Here is a 23,051-nt window from a genome sequence, read left to right on the forward strand (position 1 = left end):
ACCGATCACTCCACGACGCGGGCGAGCAGCAGCCCGTCGTGGCCCTTCGTCCCCACCGTCTGGAACGCCGTCGCGTCCAACCGGGGCTCGCGGGAGACCAGTTCGAACATCGCGCGCGTTCCGGTGATCGCCGCGTCGTCCGGGTGCGGGGTGGCGATGCCGCCGCCGCGCACGACGTTGTCCACGATGATCACCGTGCCGGGGCGGGAGAGCTTCAGCGCCCACTCCACGTAGCGCGGGTTGTTCACCTTGTCGGCGTCGATGAAGACGAGGTCGAACGGGCCCGCGCCCTCCGCCTCGAGGCGCGGCAGGGTGTCCAGGGCCGCGCCCGTCCGGACCTCGACGATCTTGTCGAGGCCTGCCCTGGCGATGTTGGCGCGGGCCACGTCCGCGTGGACCGGGTTGTACTCCAGTGTGATCAACCGGCCGTCGGCGGGCAGCGCCCTGGCCATCCAGATCGTGCTGTAGCCGCCGAGCGTGCCGATCTCCAGGACCTTGCGCGCGCCCTGGATCGCGACGAGCAGGTTCAGCAGCTTGCCCTGGTTGGGGGCGACGGCGATCTCGGGGAGTCCGGCGGCCGTGGAGTCGGCGAGGGTGGCGGCGAGGGTGTCGTCGGCCGGGACGAGCAGATCCGTGAGGTAGCGGTCGACTGCGGTCCACTGATCATTGGTCATGCGGCCGAACGTACCCCAGCGCGCGCTCGCCGGAACCGTACCGCCACGACGGCGCCGACGGCCGCCAGCAGCACGCCGGTCACCGTCAGGAACCAGACCGGGATGCCACCGCCGACCGTGAGCAGCCGGTCGGTGTGGACGACCCGCTGGTACGGGGTGTCGGCGACCGTCCTCAGTTCGTGGTCGCCGTCGATCCGTGACGGCTCGGGGAACTCCTGGTCGAGGGCGGTGAGGAAGGCCGGCCGCCCGCCGGTGAGTTCCGCGACCGGGCCGGCCGGCTCGGTGATCTGGCCCGCGAACGTGATCTCGGGCTTCGCCCCGCCGATGTCGCCGCGTGGCTCCATGCGGTGGTCGGCGAGGACGTACAGGCCGAGGGACTGCGGGGACCGCGCGAGCCGTGAGAGCCGCATCGGGTAGACGAGCCGGTCGCTCGCGAAGGTGATCTTCAGGGGGTCGAGCTCGCCCCGCAGGACGGCGCCGCCGGTCCCGTCGGTGCTCTTGTCGGCGGGTGCCAGGCGGATCGCGACGTACTCCCACTTCTGCTCGACGTACGGCTCCAGTTCGCCGGCCAGCCGGTCCGGGAGCTCGAAGCCGTTCTTCTCCAGCCAGCCGCTCAGCGCCCCGGGATCGGTGGCCGTGAGCCGTGCGACATCGAAGGGGCCGAGCCGCTCGCGTCCCACGACCGCGACGCTCGTCGGGCTCCTGTCGGCCGGTGCGGCACCGGCGCCGTCCGTGTCGTCGTCGGCGAAGGGCCAGTCGCGGCCCCGTGGCCAGAAATAGTGCCGGTCGCGGTACGCGGGCCGGGTCAGCACGTCGAGCGCGTCGAAGAGCTTCCGGTCGCCGAGCTCGACGTCCGCCCGCCCGGGCACGGGCATGATCCAGGCGGCCCGCTCGGCGTTCCCGCGCACGGTGAAGCGCATGACGATCTGCTCCGTACGGCCGTCCCAGCGCACGGCCGAGGTCTCCCGGTCGACGCCGATCCGCTGCGACCGGTCCGGGATCATGGCTCCGCAGCCGCAGGCGTGGGCCGGCGCGACGAGCGAGACCGACTGGAGCGCGAGCAGCGCGACGAGCATGGCCAGAATTCTCTGTGTCCCCCGCATGCGGGGTCAGACGCGGGCGACGAAGATCCGGTTCCGGCCGGTGAAGAACCCTGCGAGAGAGGTGGGGTGGAGAGGCGCGAGGCGAGAGAGGCGGGGGCCGGGCGTAGGGGGATGTGCCCCCGCCTCCCACGTCAGCCGGGCACGCGGACCCGGAGCTCCTTGATCCCGTTCAGCCAGGCCGCGCGCAGTCGGCGCGGCTCGCCGACGAGGGTGAGATCGGGCAGCACGTCCGCGAGCGCGTTGAAGATCAGCTCGATCTCGTTGATGGCGAGGGACTTGCCGAGGCAGAAGTGCGGGCCTCCGCCGCCGAAGCCGAGATGCGGGTTCGGATCGCGGGTGATGTCGAAGTCCTCCGGGTTCCCGAAGACCTCGGGGTCGTTGTTGGCAGAGGAGTAGAAGAGCCCGATCCGGTCGCCCCTGCGGATCTTCTGCCCGCCGAGCTCGGTGTCCTGCGTCGCCGTCCGCTGGAAGGAGACCACCGGGGTCGCCCAGCGCACGATCTCCTCCGCCGCGGTCGCCGGCCGCTCGCGCTTGAACAGCTCCCACTGGTCGGGGTGGGTCAGGAAGGCGTGCATGCCGTGGCTGATGGCGTTACGGGTCGTCTCGTTCCCGGCCACCGCCAGCAGCAGCACGAAGAAGCCGAACTCGTCCGAGGAGAGGTTGCCCTGTCCCTCGGCCGCGACGAGCTGGGACACGATGTCCCCGGCCGGGCATTCCTTGCGGGCGGCGGCCATGTTCATCGAGTAGCCGATGAGCTCCATGGCGGCCTCGGCGCCGATCTCCTCGGTGATGGCGTACTCGGGATCGTCGTACCCGATCATCTTGTTCGACCAGTCGAAGATCCGGGAGCGGTCCTCCTGCGGTACGCCGATGAGTTCGGCGATCGCCTGGAGCGGCAGCTCCACGGCGACCTGGGTGACGAAGTCGAAGCTGCCGTCCCCGCCACCGTCTGCGTGGTCCGCGCCGGCGTTCCGCTTCGCCTCCTCGACGATCGTCCGCGCCCGCGCGCGCAGGGCCGACTCCAGGTTCCGGATCGCGCGGGGGGTGAAGCCGCGCTGGACGATCTGGCGGACCCGGGTGTGCTGCGGCGGGTCCATGTTGATCATGATCAGCTTCTGGACCTCGATCTGGTCCCGGGTGATGTGCTCGTTGAAGCGGATGATCGCCGTGTTCTCGGTGGAGGAGAACAACTCCGGGTGCGTGGAGACGTACTTGACGTCCGCGTGGCGGGTGACGGCCCAGTATCCCTCGTCGTCGAAGCCGGTGACACCGCGCGGCTGGGGGCACCACCAGACGGGCGCGGTCCGGCGCAGCTGCGCGAACTCCGGGAAGGGGATACGGCTCTGGAGGAGATCGGGGTCGGTGGCGTCGAACCCGTCGGGGAGGTGAGGGCAGGACATCGGCAACACACTCCATGTCTGACGGACCATCAGAAGATGCGAGGTGTCCGAAAGGTAGTAACGAGTTCTACAAGCCGCAAGGCCCGCAGCGGGAACTGTTGCCGGGAGACGGCGCACGCGGGTGTGTGCACAACCCTTGCGTACCGGCGGTAGCAGTCATAAGACTGCACGGAGAACTAGAACGCGTACTAGTTCCCCGTGGTGGTGGTGCCGGGACACCCCGCCGGGGCGAGGAGAGGACGAGCTCATGGCCGCGGAACCCGTCATCGTCGAAGCCGTACGCACCCCCATCGGCAAGCGCGGAGGCGCGCTCGCCAATCTCCACCCCGCCTACCTCCTGGGCGAGACCTACCGCGAACTCCTCGGCCGCACCGGCATCCCCGCCGACTGCGTCGAGCAGATCGTCGGCGGTACGGTCACCCACGCCGGCGAGCAGTCCATGAACCCGGCGCGCAACGCCTGGCTCACCATGGGGCTGCCCTACGAGACCGCCGCCACCACCGTCGACTGCCAGTGCGGCTCCTCGCAGCAGGCGAGCCACATGGTCGCCAACATGATCTCCGCCGGGGTCGTCGACATCGGCATCAGCTGCGGCGTGGAGGCCATGTCCCGCGTCCCGCTCGGCTCCGGTTCCAAGCACGGCCCCGGAAAGCCCTGGCCGGACGAGTGGAACGTCGACCTGCCGAACCAGTTCGAGGCGGCCGAGCGCATCGCCCGGCGGCGCGGGCTCACCCGCGAACGGGTCGACTCCCTCGGCCTGCTCTCGCAGGAGCGGGCCGCGATCGCCTGGTCCGAGGAGCGCTTCAAGCGCGAGACCTTCGCCGTCCAGGTGCCGACCACCGAGGAGGAGCAGGCCGCCGGGCAGGGCATGTGGCGGCTCGTCGACCGCGACGAGGGGCTGCGGGACACCAGCATGGAGGCGCTCGCCCGGCTCAAGCCCGTCATGCCGACCGCCGTCCACACCGCGGGCAACTCGTCCCAGATCTCCGACGGCGCCTGCGCCCTGATGTGGGCCTCCAAGCGCATGGCGCGCGCCCTCAAGCTCCGGCCGCGCGCCCGGATCGTCGCCCAGGCCCTCGTCGGCTCCGATCCGCACTTCCACCTCGACGGGCCGATCGACGCCACGCGCGCGGTGCTCGGCAAGGCCGGGATGTCGCTGAAGGACATCGACCTCGTCGAGATCAACGAGGCCTTCGCCTCGGTGGTGCTGAGCTGGGCCCAGGAGTTCGAAGCGGACCTGGACGGTCTGGCGAAGGTCAACGTCAACGGCGGTGCCATCGCGCTCGGCCACCCGGTCGGCGCGACCGGCGCGCGGCTGATCACCACCGCCCTGCACGAACTGGAGCGGGCGGACAAGGAGTTCGCGCTGATCACGATGTGCGCGGGCGGGGCGCTGGCCACCGGCACCATCATCCAGCGGCTGTAGCGCGCGGCAGGCCCCGCCCTCGGGAGGAGGGCGGGGCCTTACGTACGGCTACTGCCGGTTACTGCTGCCTGCTGTCGGCTCAGTACCAGCCGTTGGCCTGCCAGAACGCCCAGGCGGCGTTCGGGCTGCCGTAGCGCTCGTTCATGTAGTTCAGGCCCCACTTGATCTGGGTGGCCGGGTTCGTCTTCCAGTCGGAGCCGGCCGAGGACATCTTCGAGGCCGGGAGGGCCTGGACGAGGCCGTAGGCACCGCTGGACGAGTTGGTGGCGGAGGGGTTCCAGCCGGACTCGTGGGAGACGATCTTGCTGAACGACTGGTACTGCGAAGCCGGAACGATCTGCTTGGCGATCTCCTGGGGAGTCGCGGCCGAAGCCGTGGACGTCGTGCCGAGCACCGCACCCGAGGCGCCCAGCAGCACGGCTGCGGAGGCGGCGAAGGTCTTCTTGCGGGACGAGACACGAGTGGAGAGCGAGCGGAACACGAAGCGACCTAACGTCGGGGACATGGGGTGTACCAGGCGTTTTCGGCAAGCCGGAACCAGAGCCCGGGGGTCCCGGAATCGTGGGGTTCGACCGGTCCGAGGCGCTGCGACGAGCGGCGGCTGCCTGGCGACGTCCACCAGACAAGCAGGGCCGGAAGCCCGGCGCAACGACCCCCTGTACTAGCGCCTTTCGCACCCGGCGAGAAGGTCCCGGGCGGCTTGCGGGAGGTTTTCGCAGGCTAAGGGGTGTTACGGGGCAATTTGTCCGGTCTGTCCGGCTCCTATTCCAGGTCGTACGTGACCTACGTCCTGTGGGGCGCCTCACCGCGAGGGCCCCCTCCAGGGCCCTCGAATGTGACCTGGGCCTCGAAGTTCGCCCGCCGTGTGGCGCGGCGCAGCGCCTTCAGGAGAGTGCCGCCGACGGTCAGGGTGAGGACGACGGTGAGCGTGGCGCGGCCGAGGTCCCAGCCGAGGGAGGTGGCGACGACGTACGCGACGAACCGCGTCAGGTTCTCGTGCACCGGATCCCCGGCCTGGAAGGAGACGCCGGAGGCCAGACCGGGCACGAGCGTCCAGCCGTACAGGTTCATGATCGTGCCGTACGCGAACGCCGCCACGAAGCCGTACGCGGACAGCACCAGCAGCTCGCCGCGGCCCCGCAGCCGCTCCGGGCCCGGCAGCAGCCCCGCGCCCATGGTGAACCAGCCCATCGACAGCATCTGGAACGGCATCCAGGGGCCCACACCACCCGTGAGCAGGGCCGACGCGAACATCGTCACCGCGCCGAGGACGAAGCCGAAGCCCGGCCCGAGGACCCGGCCGCTCAGCACCATCAGGAAGAACATCGGCTCCAGACCGGCCGTCCCGGCTCCGAGCGGCCGCAGCGCGGCCCCCACGGCGGCCAGCACACCCAGCATCGCGACCGCCTTCGCGTCCATCCCGCTGTCGGCGATCGTCGCGACGACGACGGCGACGAGCAGGGGGAGGAGGGCGGCGAAGAGCCAGGGCGCGTCGGCGGAGTGCGAGGTGACGGCCGCGGAGGAGTCCGCGAGCAGCGGCCAGCCGAAGGCCATGAACCCGATCAGGGAGATGAGGACGAGCGCGGCGACCGAACGCGGACCGAGCCGGATGGGCCGCGAAGAGGCGCCCGTCCGGGTGTTCGTCCGGGTGCGTGACCGGGTGGTCGGTGAGGGGGTCGATGAGGGGGCCGGCGAAGGGCTCGGCGAGGTGTTCACAGGGCCTTCCTGACCTGCTCGACCGTGAGCCACGGCTGCGGGGCGAGGATCTTGGCGACCTGCGGCGAGAAGGCGGGGGAGGAGACGACCACCTCGGCCGTCGGGCCGTCCGCGACGACCTCGCCGCCCGCCAGGATCACCACCCGGTGCGCCAGCTCGGCGGCCAGCTCCACGTCGTGCGTGGCGAGCACGATGGCGTGTCCCTCGGCGGCCAGGCCGCGAAGGCGCGCCACGAGACGTGCCTTGGCGGCGTAGTCGAGACCTCGGGTCGGCTCGTCGAGGAGGAGCAGCGGCGGGCGTCCGGTGAGCACGACGGCCAGGGCGAGCGCGAGACGCTGCCCCTCGGACAGGTCGCGCGGATGGGTGTCGTCCGCGACGTCCGGCAGCAGCTCGGACACGACGGCCCGGCAGGTCCCGGGCGCGGCGCCCGCGTCGGTGTCGGCGGCGGCGCACTCGGCGGCGACCGTGTCCGCGTACAGCAGATCGCGCGGCTCCTGCGGTACGAGTCCCACCTGCCGGATCAGCTCGCGCGGATCGGTCCGGTGGGGGACCCGGCCGCCCACGAGGACGCTGCCGGAGGTGGGCTCGACCATCCCGACGAGCGAGCCGAGGAGGGTGGATTTTCCGGCGCCGTTACGGCCCATGAGGGCGACGGTCTCGCCGGCGGTGACGGTCAGCTCGACGCGCCGCAGCGCCTCGACACGGCCGCGGCGGACGCCGAGGGCACGGACGTCGACGAGGGCCTCGGACCGGGGGACCTCCTGAGGCGGCCGCCGCCAGAACCGGGAGATTCCCTGAAAACTCCGCCCCGCCGGCGTGTGAGGCGCGGGGGCCTGGGGGCGGAGCCCCCGGTTACGGGAAGGGGCGGGGTGGGGGAGAAGCCCCGCGGGGCCGACGGCCGGCACCCGCCCCTCCAGACGCTCCCGCAACGCCCCCGCCCCCCGTCTCGCGTCGCGGACCGTCAGGGGGAGGGGGGTCCAGCCCGCCAGGCGGCCCAGGGCCACCACCGGGGGATGGACCGGGGACGTCGCCATGATGTCCGCCGGGGGGCCCATGACACCCTCCGGAAGCAGCAGCACCTGGTCCGCGTACTGCACCACCCGTTCCAGGCGGTGCTCGGCCATCAGGACCGTCGTGCCGAGGTCGTGGACCAGGCGCTGCAGCACCGCCAGGACGTCCTCCGCCGCCGCCGGATCCAGGGCCGACGTCGGTTCGTCCAGGACCAGGACCCTGGGGTGCGGGGTCAGTACGGAGCCGATCGCCACCCGCTGCCGCTGGCCGCCGGAGAGTGTGGCGATCGGCCGGTCGCGGAGTTCCGCGAGCCCCAGCAGGTCCAGGGTCTCCTCCACCCGGCGCCGCATCACCGCCGGCGCCAGGCCCAGCGACTCCATCCCGTACGCCAGTTCGTCCTCGACCGTGTCCGTGACGAAGTGCGCGAGCGGGTCCTGGCCCACCGTGCCGACCACGTCCGCCAGTTCGCGTGGCCGGTGCGTCCGCGTGTCCCGGCCGGCGACCGTCACCCGGCCCTTCAGCGTTCCGCCCGTGAAGTGCGGGACGAGTCCCGACACCGCGCCGAGGAGCGTCGACTTGCCCACCCCCGACGGGCCGACGAGCAGGACGAGTTCCCCCTCCGGGACGGTGAGGTCCACGTCCCGCAGCGTGGGCGCGCAGCCGGCGCCCCCGTAGGTCACCGAGACGTTCTCGAAGCGGATCACGGGGCTCAGGACTCCTTCGGGACAGGGGCGACGAACGCGGGCACCAGGCCCACCAGGACGGACAGGGCGGGCCACAACGGAAGTTCCGGCGCCACCAGCGGGACGACCCCGGGATGCAGCGCCTCGTACGCGTAGGAGTTCGCCCACACCATCAGCGCCGCCACCGCCCCGCCCGACCCGGCGACGAGCCACGCCCGCGCGCCCCACCGGTCGGGCCGGTACCGGCTGCGGGCCGCCCGGCGTCCGCCGAGCCGGAGCCCGGCCACGGCCGCCACCAGACCGCCGACGACGAGCGGCAGCCCGTACCCCGCGCCCTCCGCCGCCAGCAGACCGTACGATCCCGCGCACACCCCGAGCAGCCCGCCGAGCGTCAGCACGTTAGTCGTGCGCCGCACGGCCGCCGGCACCCGCGCCGTACGGCCGTAGCCGCGCGCGTCCATCGACGCCGCCACCGCGATCGACCGCTCCAGCGCGCCCTCCAGGACCGGCAGCCCGATCTGGAGCACCGCCCGGACCCCGCCGGTCGGTCGCCCGCGCAGCCGCCGGGCCGTCCGCAGCCGCACCACGTCCGCCACCATGTTCGGCGCGAAGGTCATCGCCACGACGACGGCGACCCCGACCTCGTACAGCGCCCCCGGCAGCGACTTGAGCAGCCGCGCCGGATTGGCGAGCGCGTTCGCCGCGCCCACACAGATCAGCAGGGTCGCCAGCTTGGCGCCGTCGTACACCGCGAAGACGATCTGCTCGGCGGTGACCCGGCCCCCGATCCGTACCCCTCGCGCCCACTCGGGCAACGGCACCTCGGGCAGGGTGAACAGCTCGTGCGTGCCCGGGATCGACGAGCCGAGGACCACCGAGAAGACCACGCGCAGGGAGACGACGAACAGGCCCAGCTTCACGAACGCTCCGTACGAGCGCGCCCAGGGCGCGTCCGTACGGCGGGCGGCGACGACATAGCCGGCGACGCCCACGATCAGGCCGAGGAGGAGCGGGTCGGTGGTACGGGACGCGGCGACGGCCAGGCCGAGGGCCCAGAGCCACCAGGCGCCGGCGTGCAGGGCGTTGGAGCGGTTCGCCTCGGGGGCGCGGATCGTGCGGGGCGCGGGACTCATCCGCGGCGGCGGGCCTTCCAGACGGCGGCGCCCCCGAGCGCGAGCACGGCGACACCGCCGGCGAGGACGCCGACGGAGGGCCCGCCGGACTCGCCGCCCTGCCTCGTGGTGACGGTCGCGGTGGACTGCCCGGTGGGCTGCGCCGATCCCGAGGGCCAGGGCAAGGGCCCGGTCCCCGCGACCTGTTCGCCGCAGCCCTTCGCGGGGTAGCCCGCGATCCCGCACAGCAGCGCCGCGCTGTCGTAGCGCAGCGGCGCGGCCACCGCCGCGAGCGCCTCCGCGCCCGTCGCGTCCTCCCGCACCTGCGGGCAGCCGACCTTGAGGGGCTTCTCCGGCGGCGCCTCGCCCGGCGGGGCGTCCAGCGGGCCGCCGAAGTCGATGACGACCGCGACCCGTTTCGTTCCGCCCTTCTTCTCCGTCTCCTCCGTACCGGCGCAGATCGACGCGAAGTCGGGGGCGGTGGAGGGCTGGGCGGCGTCGTTCGCGTCCTTGCTGACGGCGAAGCGGAAGCCGATGACGTCCCCGTCGGCGGGCCGGGCGGTCGCCGGGCCCTGCGTGGCGTACGCCCACGTCCCGCCGCCGTCGCTCTCCCAGAACGACCAGTAGCGGTAGTCGGCGGCCTGCGCGGGGGCGGCGACCGCGAGCGTGAGCACGACGGCCGTCACGATCGAGGCCGGGACCGACGCGGCGACCGAGGCCGCGACGCCCGCCGTACGCGAGAGGAGCCGGGGGTGGAGCCGGGGTCGGGGCCGGAGACTCACTTCTTGCGGCCGCTCACCAGGAAGCCGATGCCGACACCGACCACCATGCCGATGCCGATGATCCACCAGACGTCGAAGGAGCCGGACTCCCCGTCCTCGGCGCGCTCGCCCGCCGACGCGGTCGGCGCCGGTGTGGACTGCGGCGCCGGACCGGTGGCGCTGAGCTCCTTGACGAGGTCGACCGAGCCGAAGGCGCGCGGGTCGGCGCCCATGGCGTTCGCGGCGAGGATCAGCTGGGCGTAGGCGGCGGGGCCGTTCTCCTTCGCCCAGGCGGGGGCGTTCTCCCGCAGCCAGGTCAGCGCCCCGGTCGCCTCCTTGGTGGCGCCGGTCGCGGCGAGCGCGACGACCGCGTCGGCGGTGTTGCCGTAGTCGGGCAGCTCGGTCGGGTCGGCGGCGCCGGGCATCGGCGGGGTGTTCAGGTGCCCGGTCTTCGCGAGCGCGCCGGCGAGGTGGAAGGCGCCGTTGCGGGCGGCCCGCTCGGCGGTGGGCTTGGCAAGGTCCGTGCAGGTCGGGGCCTGTTCGGGCTGCACGGCGCGGGCGGTGATGCCCTTGCCGAGGCCGGCGAGGGTGGCCGCCGCGGTCGCGTCGGCGTTCGCGAGGAGCTTGCCGTTCTTGTCGGGCTGGTAGGCGAAGGCGCCCGCGCCGTCCTTCGTGGCGCAGGGGAGGGCGAAGCCGAGGAGCGCGTCGTACGGCGTCTTGCCGTCGGCGGACTTCACCTCGCCCGGCTTCTGGCCCAGCGCGGCGAGCGTGCTGATGACGAGGGAGGTCGAGTTGGCGTCGCTGGGGCTGCCGGGGTTGTAGCCCCAGCCGCCGTCCTTGTTCTGGACGCCCTTCAGCCAGCCCGCACCCGCCTTGACAGCCTTGGCCAGCGCCTCCGGGTCGGCGCTCTCCGGCTTGACGGCGGCCAGGGCGTGCACGGCGACGGCGGTGGCGTTCGTGTCCAGCATCGTGGCCGGGTCGCAGGACTTGGCGGTGTCCGGGCGGTACGAGCTGAAGGCGCCGCTCTCGCACTGCTGCCGCTGCAGCCAGGTCACGGCCTGCTCGGCGGGCTGTACTCCGGTCACCCGCTGGGCGATGAAGGCGAGCGACTGGCGCCAGACGCCGTCGTACGTCGGGTCCTTCGTGCCGTAGAGGCCGGCGGGGGTCACGGGAGCCGGCGTGGCCGAGGGGGAGGGCGCGGCGGAGGCGGCGGACGCGGCGGGGGCCAGTGCCGCGCAGAGCGCTGCGGCGGCTGCGAACGCGGCGGCGCCGCGGCGGCGGACGGTGGTCATGCGTGCTGGCCTCTCCTGCGGCCGGGCACCGGCACGCTCAGGGCACCAGGCGCTCGGCTCCGTATTCCTCGACGGTGCCGGCGGTCACGTCCCGGACGGGGCATTCCGACTCGCCGCCCGGGGGCGGCTCACGGTTGCGGGTCAGTGCCGGATTTCCACCGGCTTCCCCCCGTACGGGTGTGATGACGACTCGCACACTCTACCGGCCCGTACGATGCCCGGGCGGTGGGTGCGAGGCGCCTCACACGGCGACCCGTGCGCCTCACCTCGGGACCCGTGCGCCTCACCTCGGGACCCGTGCGCCTCACCTCGGGACCCGTGCGCCTCACCTCGGCGACCCGTGCGCCTCACCTCGGGGGCCGGGGCGCCCCGGCTACACCGCCACGTACGCCACCGGGTCCGTACCCGCCATCGCCTCCGCGCGGCCCTGCTTCACCAGCCGGCGCACATGCGCCTCCGCCTCGCTCACCGCGATGTTCCGTGAGCCGTACGGGATCTGGTCCCAGGGCCGGTTCCACTCCATCCGCTCGGCGAGCTGCCAGGGGGTCAGCGGGGTCGCCAGCAGGGCGAGGAGGCCGGTCAGCCGCTCCTCGTGGTGGGCGAGCAGTTCCCGTACCCGGCCGGCCGCGTCCGTGAAGGCGTACTGGTGGGCGGGGAGCACCTCGGCGACGCCGAGCCGGCCGATCCGCTCCAGCGAGTCCAGGTAGTCGCCGAGGGGGTCGGTGACGGTGGCGTCGTCGGGGTCTTCGTACAGGCCGATGTGCGGGGAGATGCCGGGCAGCAGATGGTCGCCGGAGAAGAGACGGCCGTAGCCGGGCAGCCGGGCGGGGTGTTCCTCCTCCAGGTGGAGGCAGACGTGGCCCGGCGTGTGGCCGGGTGTCCAGACGGCGCGCAGCCGGCGCCCGGCCAGGTCGAGGAGCTCGCCGGGGACGATCTCGCGGTCGGGGAGGGCCGAGCGAAGCCCCGGAAGGGTGCGCGTGCGGTCGGCGGCGCGGGCGGCGCGGAGCGGGGCGGTGTGTTCCTCGGGGGCGCCGACGGCGGCGAGTTTGCGGGCGAGGTAGTCGAGCCAGGCACCGGGTTCGGAGGCGCGGGTGCGGCGGACGACGGCGGTGTCGGCGGCGTGCATCGCGATCCAGGCCCCCGACTCCTCCCGTACGCGACCGGACAGGCCGTGGTGGTCGGGATGGTGGTGGGTGATCACGACCCCGTGCACGTCCCGCACGCGGATGCCGAGGGCGTCGAGCCCGCCGGCCAGTTCGCTCCAGGACGCTGGGTCGTCCCAGCCGGTGTCGATCAGGACGGGCCCGCGGTCGGTGTCGACGACGTGGACCAGGGTGTGCCCGAGCGGGTTGTCCGGAATGGGCACCCGCAGCGACCAGACGCCTCCACCGTGCTCGGTCACCTGGCTCATGGGACCTCATTTCCCCGGGTCTCTCCGGATCTCCCCGGATCTCTCCGGGACGGCGCGGCGCCTGTTCGGCCATTGCCGACTATAACTAGAACTGGTATCAGTTCTGAAACACAGTCAGATAACGTCACGGGTTCCTGGAGGCAGTCGGTCATGACCGAGCTTGTGGAGCACGGAAAGCTGTACATCGGCGGGGAGTTGACCGATCCGCTCGGGACGGACGTCATCGAGGTGGTCTCGCCCCACACCGAAGAGGTCATCGGCCGCGTCCCGCACGCCTCCGAGGCCGATGTCGACCGGGCCGTCGCCGCCGCCCGGGAGGCGTTCGACCACGGGCCCTGGCCCCGGATGAGCGTCGAGGAGCGGATCGAGGTCGTCACGCGGATCAAGGACGCCGTCGCCGTACGCCACGAGGAGATCGCCCGCTCGATCAGCGCCCAGAACGGCTCGCCGTACTCCTGGAGCGTGCTCGCCCAGGCGCTCGGCGCGATGATGGTCTGGGACGCGGCCATCACCGTCGCCCGCGACTTCCCGTACGAGCGGCAGCGCGCCGGTGTGCTCGGGCCGATCCTGGTGCGGCGTGAGCCCGTGGGTGTGGTCGCGGCCGTCGTGCCGTGGAACGTGCCGCAGTTCACCGCCGCCGCCAAGCTCGGGCCCGCGCTCCTCGCCGGCTGCACGGTGGTCCTCAAGCCGTCGCCCGAGACCCCGCTCGACTCGTACATCCTCGCCGAGATCGCGACCGAGGCCGGACTGCCCGAGGGTGTGCTGTCGATCCTGCCCGCCGACCGCGAGGTCAGCGAGTATCTCGTCGGGCACCCGGGCGTCGACAAGGTGTCCTTCACCGGATCGGTCGCGGCCGGAAAGCGGGTGATGGAGGTCGCCTCCCGCAACCTCACCCGCGTCACCCTCGAACTCGGCGGCAAGTCCGCTGCCGTCATCCTGCCCGACGCCGATCTGGAGTCGGCCGTCGCCGGGATCGTCCCGACCGCCTGGATGAACAACGGTCAGGCCTGCGTCGCCCAGACCCGCATCCTCGCGCCGCGCGGCCGGTACGAGGAGATCGCCGAGGCCTTCGCCGCGGCCGCCGGCGCGCTGGTCGTCGGCGACCCGCTCGACCCCGCGACCCAGGTCGGCCCCCTCGTCGCCCGGCGGCAGCGGCAGCGGTCGCTCGACTACATCGGGATCGGCCAGGAGGAGGGCGCCAAGGTCCTCGCGGGCGGCGGCCGCCCGGCCGGCCTGGAGCGCGGCTGGTACGTCGAACCCACCCTCTTCGGAGGCGTCGACAACACGATGCGGATCGCCCGCGAGGAGATCTTCGGGCCGGTCATCTGCCTCCTGCCGTACGGGGACGAGAGCGAGGCGCTGCGCATCGCGAACGACTCCGACTACGGGCTCAGCGGCAGCGTCTGGACCGGCGACGTCGAGCACGGCCTCGACTTCGCCCGCCAGGTGCGGACGGGCACCTTCAACGTCAACACCTTCAGCCTGGACATGCTGGGACCCTTCGGCGGATACAAGAACTCCGGCCTGGGCCGGGAGTTCGGCCCGGAGGGCTTCAGCGAGTACCTGGAGCACAAGATGATCCATCTCCCGGCCGGGTACGAGGGGCCGGGTGGTGCGTGATGGGCGACCGCTGGCACGTGGAGGTCGACCGGGGGGTGTGCATCGGCTCCGGCATGTGCGTCAGCCACGCCCCGGACGGCTTCCGCCTCGACACCGCCCGCCAGTCGCACCCCACCCGGCCGGAGGACGACGCGAACGAGAGCGTGCTCGCGGCGGCCGAGGGATGCCCGGTCGAGGCGATCCTGATCACCCTGCTCGACGGCGGGGAGCCGGTCTTCCCGCCCGAGGAGTAGGTGGGGAGTCGTTCCCGCGTGCAAAACTACTCCCTTGATCACGGGGGCAACGGGCCTTCGTGTGCCCGGAATTGGGAGAGTTGTGCGCAAGGCGATGTGGGTGGCCGCGGCCGCCGGTGTGGTGTTGCTGGCCGCGGGCTGCGGCGGCGAGGGCGGCTCGGGCAAGCGCGGCGGCGGCTCGTCCGGCGGTTCCTCCGCCGGGTCCTCGGCCGGCTCCACCGGCGGCGGCGGTTCGGAGGCGGGCGGCAGCCTGGACGCGGACGCGGTGACCAAGGAGATCACGGACGCGGCCACGGCGGCGGGCTTCACCCAGGACTCCTCCGGCGAGGACGTCCCGGCGGAGCTGAAGGACTGCATGGTGTCCTGGACGGCCGACGCGAAGAAGGCGGCGGACCCGAAGAAGTCCTACGACACCACCGTGGGGACGCTGGCGGGCGGCGGCTGGAAGGAAGGCCAGAACTTCGAACAGAGCGGCTCCACCATCAAGACGCTGGACAAGGAGAACTGGACGCTCAAGGCCAGCAACCACGGCGCCTCGGGCTTCTCGATGGTGATGTTCATCGCCTCGAACAACTCCACCGAGTGCGCGGCGCTGTTCGCGGCCGACCTGGAGAAGAACAAGAAGTCGTAGCGACTGCCCTTCAGTCCTGCGGTCTCGGTCCTGGGTTCAGACCTGCGTTCAGACCTGCGGTCGGTCAGACCGGCGCCTGGTCGCCCCGCGCCGTCGGGTCGGCCGGCGCCGGAGCCGGCGCCGTCAGGTCGATCAGGCGGCAGACCGTCTCGATGTCGATCTTCACCTGTGCGATCGAGGCACGCCCCGACAGCCAGGTGATCAGCGCCGAGTGCCAGGTGTGCTCGATCACCCGCACCGCCGACAGCTGCTCCGGCGTCGGGTGCTCGAGCCCCATCGCGTCCAGGATGATCGCCGTCGTCAGCCGCGAGACCGTGTCCACCTCGGGGCTCACGCTCCGGTCCGCGAACGTCAGGGCCCGCACCATCGCGTCCGCGAGCTGCGGCTCCCGCTGGAGCGCCCGGAACGCCCGCATCAGCGTCTCGGCGACCCGCTCCGCCGCGTTCTCGCCCGCCGGCGGCCGCTTGCGCAGCGTCGTGTGCATGTGCTGGAGCTGGTCCTGCATCGTCGCGACCAGCAGATGGATCTTGGAGGGGAAGTAGCGGTAGAGCGTGCCCAGGGCCACCCCGGCCGCCTCGGCGACCTCGCGCATCTGTACGGCGTCGAAACCGCCCCGCCCGGCCAGCTGCGCGCTGGCGTGCAGGATACGGCGACGACGCGCCTCCTGGCGCTCTGTCAGGGGCGGCGAGGCCGGTCTGTCTTCCGCGGTCATGAGGTCCCGTTCCGTGCGGTGGAGGAGCGACAGTATGGCGAGGCGTCCGCCGTGGCGCGAATCACCTGATCCGCTTCTTACGGCACGGCTACCTGCCGGTAGATTCAGTGCTCCTTGAACGATCAAGAACGATCAAGTCTGAAACTTGTTCTAGATTAGCGCGAGCGGTTACGCTCCCGCGAAACGCAAGCTCGAAGGGGGCCGCGAGTGACCGCTGAGGCCATAGAAGCAGGCCCCCGCCAGGGTGCCGCCCCGGCCGCTGCCCCGGCCACCGCCCCGGCCGGCCTCGGGGACGGTGACCGTCCGTTGCGGATCGCTCTCCTCACGTACAAGGGGAACCCGTTCTGCGGCGGTCAGGGCGTCTATGTCCGGCATCTCTCCCGCGAACTCGCCCGGCTCGGCCACCGCGTCGAGGTCGTCGGCTCGCAGCCGTACCCCACCCTGGACGAAGGCGTCCCGCTCACCGAGCTGGCCAGCCTCGACCTCTACCGTTCACCGGACCCGTTCCGCACGCCCGGGCGTGACGAGTTCCGGGACTGGATCGACGCCCTCGAGGTCGCCACCATGTGGACCGGCGGCTTCCCCGAGCCCCTCACCTTCTCCCTGCGGGCCCGGCGCATGCTCGCCGCCCGCCGCGGCGACTTCGACGTCGTCCACGACAACCAGACGCTCGGCTACGGACTCCTCGGCGGCCCCCGCGCGATCGGCGCGCCCCTCGTCACCACGATCCACCACCCCATCACCGTCGACCGGCAGCTCGAACTGGACGCCGCCGCCGACTGGAAGCGCCGCGCCTCCGTCCGCCGCTGGTACGCCTTCACCCGGATGCAGAAGCGGGTGGCCCGCCGCCTGCCGTCCGTCCTGACCGTCTCCGGCACCTCCCGCCAGGAGATCGTCGACCACCTCGGCGTACGCGAGGACCGCATCCGGGTCGTCCACATCGGCGCCGACACCGACCTCTGGTCGCCGGACCCGGCCGTCGCCGAGATCCCCGGCCGGATCGTCACGACCTCCAGCGCCGACGTCCCCCTCAAGGGCCTCATCCACCTCGTCGAGGCCCTCGCCAAGCTCCGCGCCGAGAACCCGGCCGCCCACCTCGTCGTCGTCGGCAGGCGCGCCGAGGACGGGCCGGTCGCGCAGGCCATCGAGCGGTACGGACTCCAGGACGCGGTCGAGTTCGTCAAGGGCATCTCCGACGCCGAACTGGTGGACCTCGTGCGCTCCGCCCAGGTCGCCTGCGTGCCGTCCCTCTACGAGGGGTTCTCGCTGCCCGCCGCCGAGGCCATGGCCACCGGGACCCCGCTCGTCGCCACCACCGGCGGCGCGATCCCCGAGGTCGCCGGAGCGGACGGCGAGACATGCCTGGCCGTGCCCCCCGGCGACGCGGGCGCGCTCTCGGCCGCGCTCGCCCGGCTGCTCGGCGACGCGGAGCTGCGCGCCCGGCTCGGCGCCGCGGGACGCGCACGGGTTCTGGCCAACTTCACCTGGGCCAGGGCCGCCCAGGGCACCGCGGACCTCTACCGCGAGGCCATCGCGCGCAGCGCACCCCACGGCGCGACCACCCGTCGCGGAGCCGGCCGCGCGGCCGACCGCGCAGCGAACCGCGGAGCGAACCCCGGAGCGAACCGCGGAGCCCGTACGTGACGGCTTCGCCGACGCCCCCGCCCCACCAGCCACACCGCCACCCCCACCCCCACCTTCGTACCGCCATCCCTCCGGAAGGGCAGACCCCGTGCTGACCGTCGACTTCACCCGCTTCCCGCTCGCCCCCGGCGACCGCGTGCTCGATCTGGGCTGCGGTGCGGGCCGGCACGCCTTCGAGTGCTACCGGCGCGGCGCCCAGGTCGTGGCCCTCGACCAGAACGGCGAGGAGATCCGCGAGGTCGCCAAGTGGTTCGCGGCGATGAAGGAGGCCGGCGAGGCCCCGGCCGGCGCCACCGCCACCGCCATGGAGGGCGACGCGCTCAACCTGCCCTTCCCGGACGAGTCCTTCGACGTCGTCATCATCTCCGAGGTCATGGAGCACATCCCGGACGACAAGGGGGTGCTCGCCGAGATGGTCCGCGTCCTCAGGCCCGGCGGCCGGATCGCCGTCACCGTCCCGCGCTACGGCCCCGAGAAGATCTGCTGGACCCTCTCCGACGCCTACCACGAGGTCGAGGGCGGCCACATCCGCATCTACAAGGCCGACGAGCTCCTCGCCAAGATCCGCCAGGCCGGCCTCAGGCCGTACGGCACCCACCACGCGCACGCCCTGCACTCGCCGTACTGGTGGCTGAAGTGCGCCTTCGGCGTGGACAACGACAAGGCGCTGCCCGTCCGGGCGTACCACAAGCTTCTGGTCTGGGACATCATGAAGAAGCCCGCCCTGACCCGGGTCGCCGAGCAGCTGCTCAACCCGGTCGTCGGCAAGAGCTTCGTGGCGTACGCGACCAAGCCGCACCTCCCCAAGGGTGACGCGTGACGAGTCCCGAGCGGATCGCCGAGCACCTCCTCCTGCCCGGCGTCCTCACCGCGGAACAGGCCGCCGAGACCGTCACGGGGATACTCGCGGCGCAGCGCGAGGACGGCGCCATCCCGTGGTTCCGCGGCCACCACCTCGACCCCTGGGACCACGTCGAGGCCGCCATGGCCCTGGACACCGCCGGCGAACACGCGGCGGCGACCCGGGCGTACGAGTGGCTGGCACGGCACCAGAACCTCGACGGCTCCTGGTACGCGGCCTACCACGACGGCGACCCGGCGGACGTCACCGACGAGGGCCGGGAGACCAACTTCGTCGCCTACGTCGCCGTCGGCGTCTGGCACCACTACCTCGCCACCGGCGACGACGCGTTCCTCGACCGGATGTGGCCCGTGGTCTTCGCCGCCGTCGAGTTCGTGCTCGCCCTGCAGCAGCCCGGCGGCCAGATCGGCTGGAAGCGCGAGGCGGACGGGACACCGGTCACGGACGCGCTCCTGACCGGGAGTTCCTCGATCCACCAGGCGCTGCGCTGCGCGCTCGCCATCGCCGAGGCGCGCGAGGAGCCGCAGCCCGACTGGGAGCTGGCGGCCGGCGCGCTCGGCCACGCGATCCGCAACCACCCCGAGCGCTTCCTCGACAAGTCCCGCTACTCCATGGACTGGTACTACCCGGTCCTCGGCGGCGCGGTGACGGGAGCCGCGGCCACGGCCCGGATCGCCGCGCGCTGGGACGAGTTCGTCGTCCCCGGGCTGGGTGTGCGGTGCGTCCTGCCCAACCCGTGGGTCACCGGCGGCGAGAGCTGCGAACTCGCCCTCGCGCTCTGGGTGACGGGCGAGTCCGACCGGGCCCTGGAGATCCTGCAGTCCATCCAGCACCTGCGCGCCGAGGGCGGCATGTACTGGACGGGGTACGTCTTCGAGGGCGACAGGGCCGTGTGGCCCGAGGAGCTCACCACCTGGACGGCCGGCTCGCTCCTCCTCGCCGTGGCGGCGTTGGGCGGCGACGAGGCGACCGGGGCGGTCTTCGGGGGCGAGCGGCTGCCCAGGGGCCTGGAACCGGACTGCTGCGGCGCCTGAACGCCGCGGCGCCCGGGCTGTTTCAGGTGGTTCCGGGGCAGGTGTTCCCGGGCAGGTGGTCCCGGGCGTCAGTGGCGGCGCAGGAGGCGGCCCGCCACCATGTGGCCGACGACGAGGTACACCACGGCGGCGAGACCGTAACCCGCCACCACCCGTGCCCATGCCTCGTCGAAGGTGAACAGGTCGTGCGACCAGCCCGCCAGCCAGCCCGCCAGGTCCCGGATGAACTCCACGAACCCGTTCGCCCGGTTGGCGTCCAGCAGGTACATCAGAATCCAGAGACCGATTATCGCGGCCATGACATCGGCGACGACGATGATCACCCTCGCCGCCTGCGTGGTGTTGCTCCGTCTACTGGTGGTGCTCCGCCTGAAATTCATGCAGCCCGTGTTACCGCGTGTCGCCCTCCGAAACCCGTTCGGAGTCGCCCCGGTGGTGGAACGGCGGGCCCTGTCCGTTCAAGAAGGGCGCCGACGGCCGCGAACGCGGCGCCGTAGGCCCGTAGGCCCTTACACCGCCCTCGCGGCTAGGAGTTGAGCTCCGCGAGGAGGCGGAGGGTGGGCCGGTCCGGGGAGGTGACGAGGAGGTCGGTGATCGGGCCCTCGCGCCACAGTTCCAGGCGCTTCGCGATCCGTTCCCGTGGGCCGACGAGCGAGATCTCGTCCGCGAAGGCGTCCGGCACGGCCAGGACCGCCTCCTCGCGGCGTCCGGCCGCGAACAGCTCCTGGATGTGCCGGGCCTCGGACGCGTACCCCATGCGGCCCATCAGGTCGGCGTGGAAGTTGCGGGCCGCGTGGCCCATGCCGCCGATGTAGAAGCCGAGCATCGCCTTGACCGGCAGCAGCCCCTCGGCGACGTCCTCGCACACGTGGGCGCGGACCATGGGGGCGACGAGGAAGTGCTCGGGGAGCCGTTCCGGCAGGGCGTACACCTCGGCCCAGCGGCTCGGCGACCAGTAGAGCGGCAGCCAGCCGTCGGCGATGGCGAGCGTCTGCGCGATGTTCTTCGGCCCCTCGGCGCCGAGCAGGATCGGCAGGTCCGCCCGGAGCGGGTGGGTGATCGGCTTGAGCGCCTTCCCGAGCCCCGTGCCGTCCTCCCCGGCGTACGGGTGGGAGTGGAAGCGCCCGTCGAGCACGACCGGCCCCTCGCGGCGCAGGACCTGGCGGATCACGTCCACGTACTCGCGGGTCGCGGTCAGCGGCGAGCGCGGGAAGGGACGGCCGTACCAGCCCTCCACGACCTGCGGCCCGGAGAGCCCGAGCCCCAGCATCGTCCGGCCGCCGGAGAGATGGTCGAGGGTGAGCGCGTGCATGGCCGTGGCCGTCGGCGTCCGCGCCGCCATCTGCGCGACGGCGGTGCCCAGCCTGATCCGCGTGGTGTGCGCCGCGATCCAGGTCAGCGCGGTGAACGCGTCGGACCCCCACGCCTCGGCGGTCCACACGGAGCCGTACCCGAGCCGCTCCGCCTCGCGGGCCAGCTCGACGTGGGCGGGGGAGGGGCCGCGGCCCCAGTAGCCGAGGGCGAGTCCGAGCCGCATGCCCCAACCAACCTTTCTGACGATCCGTCAGTCAACGTCGGTCGGACTGTACGACAACGGCCCCCCGCCCGGAAGGGATTCCGGGCGAGGGGCCGCCGAGCGGGCCTCAGGTGCGTGTCAGCCGCGCTGGATGCCGGTGGTGTCCTGCAGGACGCCGCGACGGCCGTCCTGCGTCTGGGCGACCAGGCCGGGACCGCGCTGCTCGACCGCCAGGTACCAGGTGCCGGGGGCCAGTTCGGCGATCGGCGTCGGCGAGCCGTCCTCCGCGTACAGCGGGCGGGCGACCGGCACGGCGAACCAGAACGGCGTGAAGTCGGAGGCGGGCTGCTGCGCCTGACCCTGCCCCTGCGGCTGGCCCTGCGCCGGCTGCGGAGCCTGGGCGGCCTGCGGCTCGGGCTGCGGCTGCTGCGCCCCGTACGGCTGCTGGTGCTGCGGCTGGGCACCGTACGGCTGCTGCTGCGCGCCCGGGTAGCCGTAGCCACCGCCGACGCCCGGCTGACCGGGCTGCCCCGGCTGCATGCCGTACGGCTGCGCGGCCTGCGGGCGCGGCGCGCCGACGAGCGGGGCCTTGAGGGCGGGCACGAGCGGCCCGGCGATGACGGCGCCGGCGAGGACGAGCGCGGCGATCAGGCCGAGGATGAGGCCGATGCCGGCGCTCTCCGACTCGAAGATCCACATCAGCAGCGTCCACGCGGACGCGATGGTGAACGCGGCACCGACCTGGCCGAGCTCCAGACCGGCCACCTTCCGCTGCTGCGGCAGCGCGCGCGAGACGACGACCAGCGCGGCACCGGCGATGCCGAGGAAGAAGGCGCCCCAGCCGAGCGGCGACAGCTCCCACGAGTTCGGGATGTCGACCTGGTCGCAGATCGCGTCGCTGGCTTCACAGCTGGAGGTACCGAGGAACGAGGCGATGAACAGCACCACCGCTGCACCGATCACCACGCCATCGCCTCGAGTGAGGGAGCGGATATTCACGTAAGAGTCCTTCGTCGGGTCGTCTCGTCGGGGTGGCGCGAAGCACGGGGGCGGCCCCATCGTACGGAGCGAATCTATCGCCCGCCGGTTCTACCCCTCGAGGTAGGTCCCGATGCCGTCCGCGATCCCCTGCGCCGCTTTCTGGCGCCATGCCGCATCGGAGAGGAGTGCGGCATCCTTCGGATCACGCATATTGCCGCATTCGACGAAGACCTTGGGAACAGTTGAGAGATTGAGTCCCCCGAGATCCCCGCGGACGTCCAACCCGGTGCCCGCCCCGATGTAGTTGGCGGGTGCGGTGCCGGTCGCGCGGGCGAAGTGTCGCGCGATGGCCTCGCCGAGGGTACGGGAGGGCTCGACGATCTCCGAGGTGTCGGCGGCCCCGGAGCCCACGAGCGCGGGCAGGATCACATGGAAGCCGCGGTTCCCGGTGGCGGAGCCGTCGGCGTGCACGGAGACGACGGCGTCGGCGCGGGCGGCGTTGCCGGCCCGGGCGCGCTCGTCGATGCAGGGCCCGAAGGGGCGGTCGGCGTCGTGGGTGAGGACGACCTTGGCGCCCTGGGCCGTGAGGAGATCCCGCAGCCGGTGTGAAACATCGAGGGTGAATGCGGCTTCCGTGTAACCGGCGTTCGTGGAGGTGCCGGTGGTGTCACATTCCTTCCGAGTCGTCCCGATATCAACCTTCTGGTTGATTTCACTGGAGTGGCGGAAGTTGCCGGGGTTGTGCCCGGGGTCGACGACGACGGTGCGCCCGGCGAGGGGACGGTCCGGGCGGCGGCCCGGGTCCGGAGTGCCGGTCGGCTTGGCGTCGCCGGTACGCGGGGCCTGCGAGGGCCGCGACGGCGTGCCGCTGTCGGTGGCGGCGGCGCACCCGGCGAGGACGGCGCAGGCGGCGAGGGAGGTCGCGAGGACCGGGATCTTCCGGCGGTGGGCCCGGTGGCTCTTCGAGTGGTCGTACGGCACCCCGCGACTCTAGTGGCCCGAATAGTCCATTGACGCGAAGCGACTGCGACGGGACCGTGGCGGGTAGGGATGGATGCGCCATTGAGGCGACATCACGCACGCATGTATGCGCGCGGACCACGCTGACCACGGGGGGCACTGTGGTGGGGGAAGAAGCGAACGACAGACGGCCGGAGCCGAAGGACGGCGTGCCGGATCCGACTAGGGGTATGGATCAGGGGGCAGCGCCGAACACGACGCCGAACACG

At 72.5% G+C, this 23,051-nt stretch carries 22 protein-coding genes and 1 riboswitch; of the genes, 7 read left to right on the forward strand and 15 right to left on the reverse strand.

Translation table 11 applies throughout. The features are described 5' to 3' along the window. Positions 1-5: 5 nt before the first annotated feature. The 3 genes from ACF06X_RS03110 to ACF06X_RS03120 all read right to left on the reverse strand — a co-directional run bounded on the left by ACF06X_RS03110 (position 6) and on the right by ACF06X_RS03120 (position 3,177). Positions 6-674, reverse strand: coding sequence for an O-methyltransferase (locus ACF06X_RS03110; protein ID WP_392285420.1), 669 nt, complete (start codon positions 672-674; stop codon positions 6-8). Next, positions 671-1,750: a DUF2330 domain-containing protein gene (locus ACF06X_RS03115; protein ID WP_392285421.1), complete on the reverse strand. Its 1,080-nt coding sequence runs from the start codon at positions 1,748-1,750 to the stop codon at positions 671-673. Before ACF06X_RS03115 ends, ACF06X_RS03110 begins: the two co-directional genes overlap by 4 nt. Positions 1,751-1,908: 158 nt before the next feature. After that, positions 1,909-3,177: a cytochrome P450 gene (locus ACF06X_RS03120; protein WP_392285422.1), complete on the reverse strand. Its 1,269-nt coding sequence runs from the start codon at positions 3,175-3,177 to the stop codon at positions 1,909-1,911. A gap of 247 nt (positions 3,178-3,424) precedes the next feature. Between ACF06X_RS03120 and ACF06X_RS03125 the strand changes: the two genes are divergently transcribed. Further along, entirely contained in the window at positions 3,425-4,603 is a 1,179-nt protein-coding gene (locus tag ACF06X_RS03125; protein ID WP_392285423.1) for a steroid 3-ketoacyl-CoA thiolase, read from the forward strand. 79 nt (positions 4,604-4,682) lie between these two features. Here the strand turns inward: ACF06X_RS03125 and ACF06X_RS03130 are convergent, their stop codons facing one another. The 7 genes from ACF06X_RS03130 to ACF06X_RS03160 all read right to left on the reverse strand — a co-directional run bounded on the left by ACF06X_RS03130 (position 4,683) and on the right by ACF06X_RS03160 (position 12,589). Then, entirely contained in the window at positions 4,683-5,108 is a 426-nt protein-coding gene (locus ACF06X_RS03130) for a transglycosylase SLT domain-containing protein (RefSeq protein ID WP_392285424.1), read from the reverse strand. 278 nt (positions 5,109-5,386) lie between these two features. Beyond that, complete coding sequence (locus tag ACF06X_RS03135; RefSeq protein WP_392285954.1) at positions 5,387-6,214, reverse strand: ECF transporter S component; 828 nt, start codon at positions 6,212-6,214, stop codon at positions 5,387-5,389. A gap of 101 nt (positions 6,215-6,315) precedes the next feature. Then, positions 6,316-8,034 (reverse strand): ABC transporter ATP-binding protein, encoded by a 1,719-nt coding sequence (locus ACF06X_RS03140; protein ID WP_392285425.1) that lies wholly within the window; start codon positions 8,032-8,034, stop codon positions 6,316-6,318. Positions 8,035-8,039: 5 nt separating this feature from the next. Continuing rightward, positions 8,040-9,146, reverse strand: coding sequence for an energy-coupling factor transporter transmembrane component T (locus ACF06X_RS03145; protein WP_392285426.1), 1,107 nt, complete (start codon positions 9,144-9,146; stop codon positions 8,040-8,042). Continuing rightward, positions 9,143-9,907 (reverse strand): SCO2322 family protein, encoded by a 765-nt coding sequence (locus ACF06X_RS03150; RefSeq protein ID WP_392285427.1) that lies wholly within the window; start codon positions 9,905-9,907, stop codon positions 9,143-9,145. Before ACF06X_RS03150 ends, ACF06X_RS03145 begins: the two co-directional genes overlap by 4 nt. Further along, the gene (locus ACF06X_RS03155; protein ID WP_392285428.1) at positions 9,904-11,178 is read right to left on the reverse strand and encodes a prenyltransferase/squalene oxidase repeat-containing protein; all 1,275 of its coding nucleotides are present in this window, start codon (positions 11,176-11,178) and stop codon (positions 9,904-9,906) included. The genes ACF06X_RS03150 and ACF06X_RS03155 overlap by 4 nt, the downstream gene beginning before the upstream one ends. Positions 11,179-11,276: 98 nt before the next feature. Beyond that, positions 11,277-11,347: riboswitch (cobalamin riboswitch) on the reverse strand. Between the two features lie 204 nt (positions 11,348-11,551). After that, positions 11,552-12,589, reverse strand: a complete 1,038-nt coding sequence (locus ACF06X_RS03160; RefSeq protein ID WP_392285429.1) for an MBL fold metallo-hydrolase — start codon at positions 12,587-12,589, stop codon at positions 11,552-11,554. 150 nt (positions 12,590-12,739) lie between these two features. On the opposite strand from ACF06X_RS03160, the gene ACF06X_RS03165 reads away from it, so the two are divergent. From ACF06X_RS03165 to ACF06X_RS03175, 3 genes are all read left to right on the forward strand, one after another. After that, the gene (locus tag ACF06X_RS03165) at positions 12,740-14,209 is read left to right on the forward strand and encodes an aldehyde dehydrogenase (RefSeq protein ID WP_392285430.1); all 1,470 of its coding nucleotides are present in this window, start codon (positions 12,740-12,742) and stop codon (positions 14,207-14,209) included. Then, on the forward strand, positions 14,209-14,442 hold the full coding sequence (locus ACF06X_RS03170; protein WP_392285431.1) for a ferredoxin: 234 nt from the start codon (positions 14,209-14,211) through the stop codon (positions 14,440-14,442). Before ACF06X_RS03165 ends, ACF06X_RS03170 begins: the two co-directional genes overlap by 1 nt. Before the next feature lie 82 nt (positions 14,443-14,524). Next, positions 14,525-15,073, forward strand: a complete 549-nt coding sequence (locus ACF06X_RS03175; RefSeq protein WP_392285432.1) for a hypothetical protein — start codon at positions 14,525-14,527, stop codon at positions 15,071-15,073. A gap of 64 nt (positions 15,074-15,137) precedes the next feature. On the opposite strand, the gene ACF06X_RS03180 is transcribed toward ACF06X_RS03175, so the two are convergent. Continuing rightward, positions 15,138-15,785, reverse strand: a complete 648-nt coding sequence (locus ACF06X_RS03180) for a TetR family transcriptional regulator (protein ID WP_392285433.1) — start codon at positions 15,783-15,785, stop codon at positions 15,138-15,140. A gap of 207 nt (positions 15,786-15,992) precedes the next feature. Here ACF06X_RS03180 and ACF06X_RS03185 point away from each other — a divergent pair, with 207 nt between their 5' ends. The 3 genes from ACF06X_RS03185 (at position 15,993) to ACF06X_RS03195 (ending at position 19,325) form a co-directional block, all read left to right on the forward strand. Next, positions 15,993-17,429: a glycosyltransferase family 4 protein gene (locus tag ACF06X_RS03185; RefSeq protein ID WP_392285434.1), complete on the forward strand. Its 1,437-nt coding sequence runs from the start codon at positions 15,993-15,995 to the stop codon at positions 17,427-17,429. A gap of 88 nt (positions 17,430-17,517) precedes the next feature. Next, entirely contained in the window at positions 17,518-18,249 is a 732-nt protein-coding gene (locus ACF06X_RS03190) for a class I SAM-dependent methyltransferase (protein ID WP_392285435.1), read from the forward strand. Further along, on the forward strand, positions 18,246-19,325 hold the full coding sequence (locus ACF06X_RS03195) for a prenyltransferase (RefSeq protein WP_392285436.1): 1,080 nt from the start codon (positions 18,246-18,248) through the stop codon (positions 19,323-19,325). Before ACF06X_RS03190 ends, ACF06X_RS03195 begins: the two co-directional genes overlap by 4 nt. Before the next feature lie 68 nt (positions 19,326-19,393). Here ACF06X_RS03195 and ACF06X_RS03200 read toward each other — a convergent pair whose 3' ends face one another. From ACF06X_RS03200 to ACF06X_RS03215, 4 genes are all read right to left on the reverse strand, one after another. Continuing rightward, on the reverse strand, positions 19,394-19,705 hold the full coding sequence (locus tag ACF06X_RS03200; RefSeq protein ID WP_392285437.1) for a hypothetical protein: 312 nt from the start codon (positions 19,703-19,705) through the stop codon (positions 19,394-19,396). 146 nt (positions 19,706-19,851) lie between these two features. Further along, positions 19,852-20,862, reverse strand: coding sequence for an LLM class F420-dependent oxidoreductase (locus ACF06X_RS03205; RefSeq protein WP_392285438.1), 1,011 nt, complete (start codon positions 20,860-20,862; stop codon positions 19,852-19,854). A gap of 117 nt (positions 20,863-20,979) precedes the next feature. Next, complete coding sequence (locus ACF06X_RS03210) at positions 20,980-21,840, reverse strand: DUF5336 domain-containing protein (RefSeq protein ID WP_392285439.1); 861 nt, start codon at positions 21,838-21,840, stop codon at positions 20,980-20,982. A gap of 90 nt (positions 21,841-21,930) precedes the next feature. Then, complete coding sequence (locus ACF06X_RS03215) at positions 21,931-22,803, reverse strand: N-acetylmuramoyl-L-alanine amidase (protein ID WP_392285440.1); 873 nt, start codon at positions 22,801-22,803, stop codon at positions 21,931-21,933. Positions 22,804-23,051 lie beyond the last annotated feature (248 nt).

It is taken from the genome of Streptomyces sp. NPDC015346 (assembly GCF_043078785.1).
Taxonomy (GTDB): Bacteria; Actinomycetota; Actinomycetes; order Streptomycetales; family Streptomycetaceae; genus Streptomyces.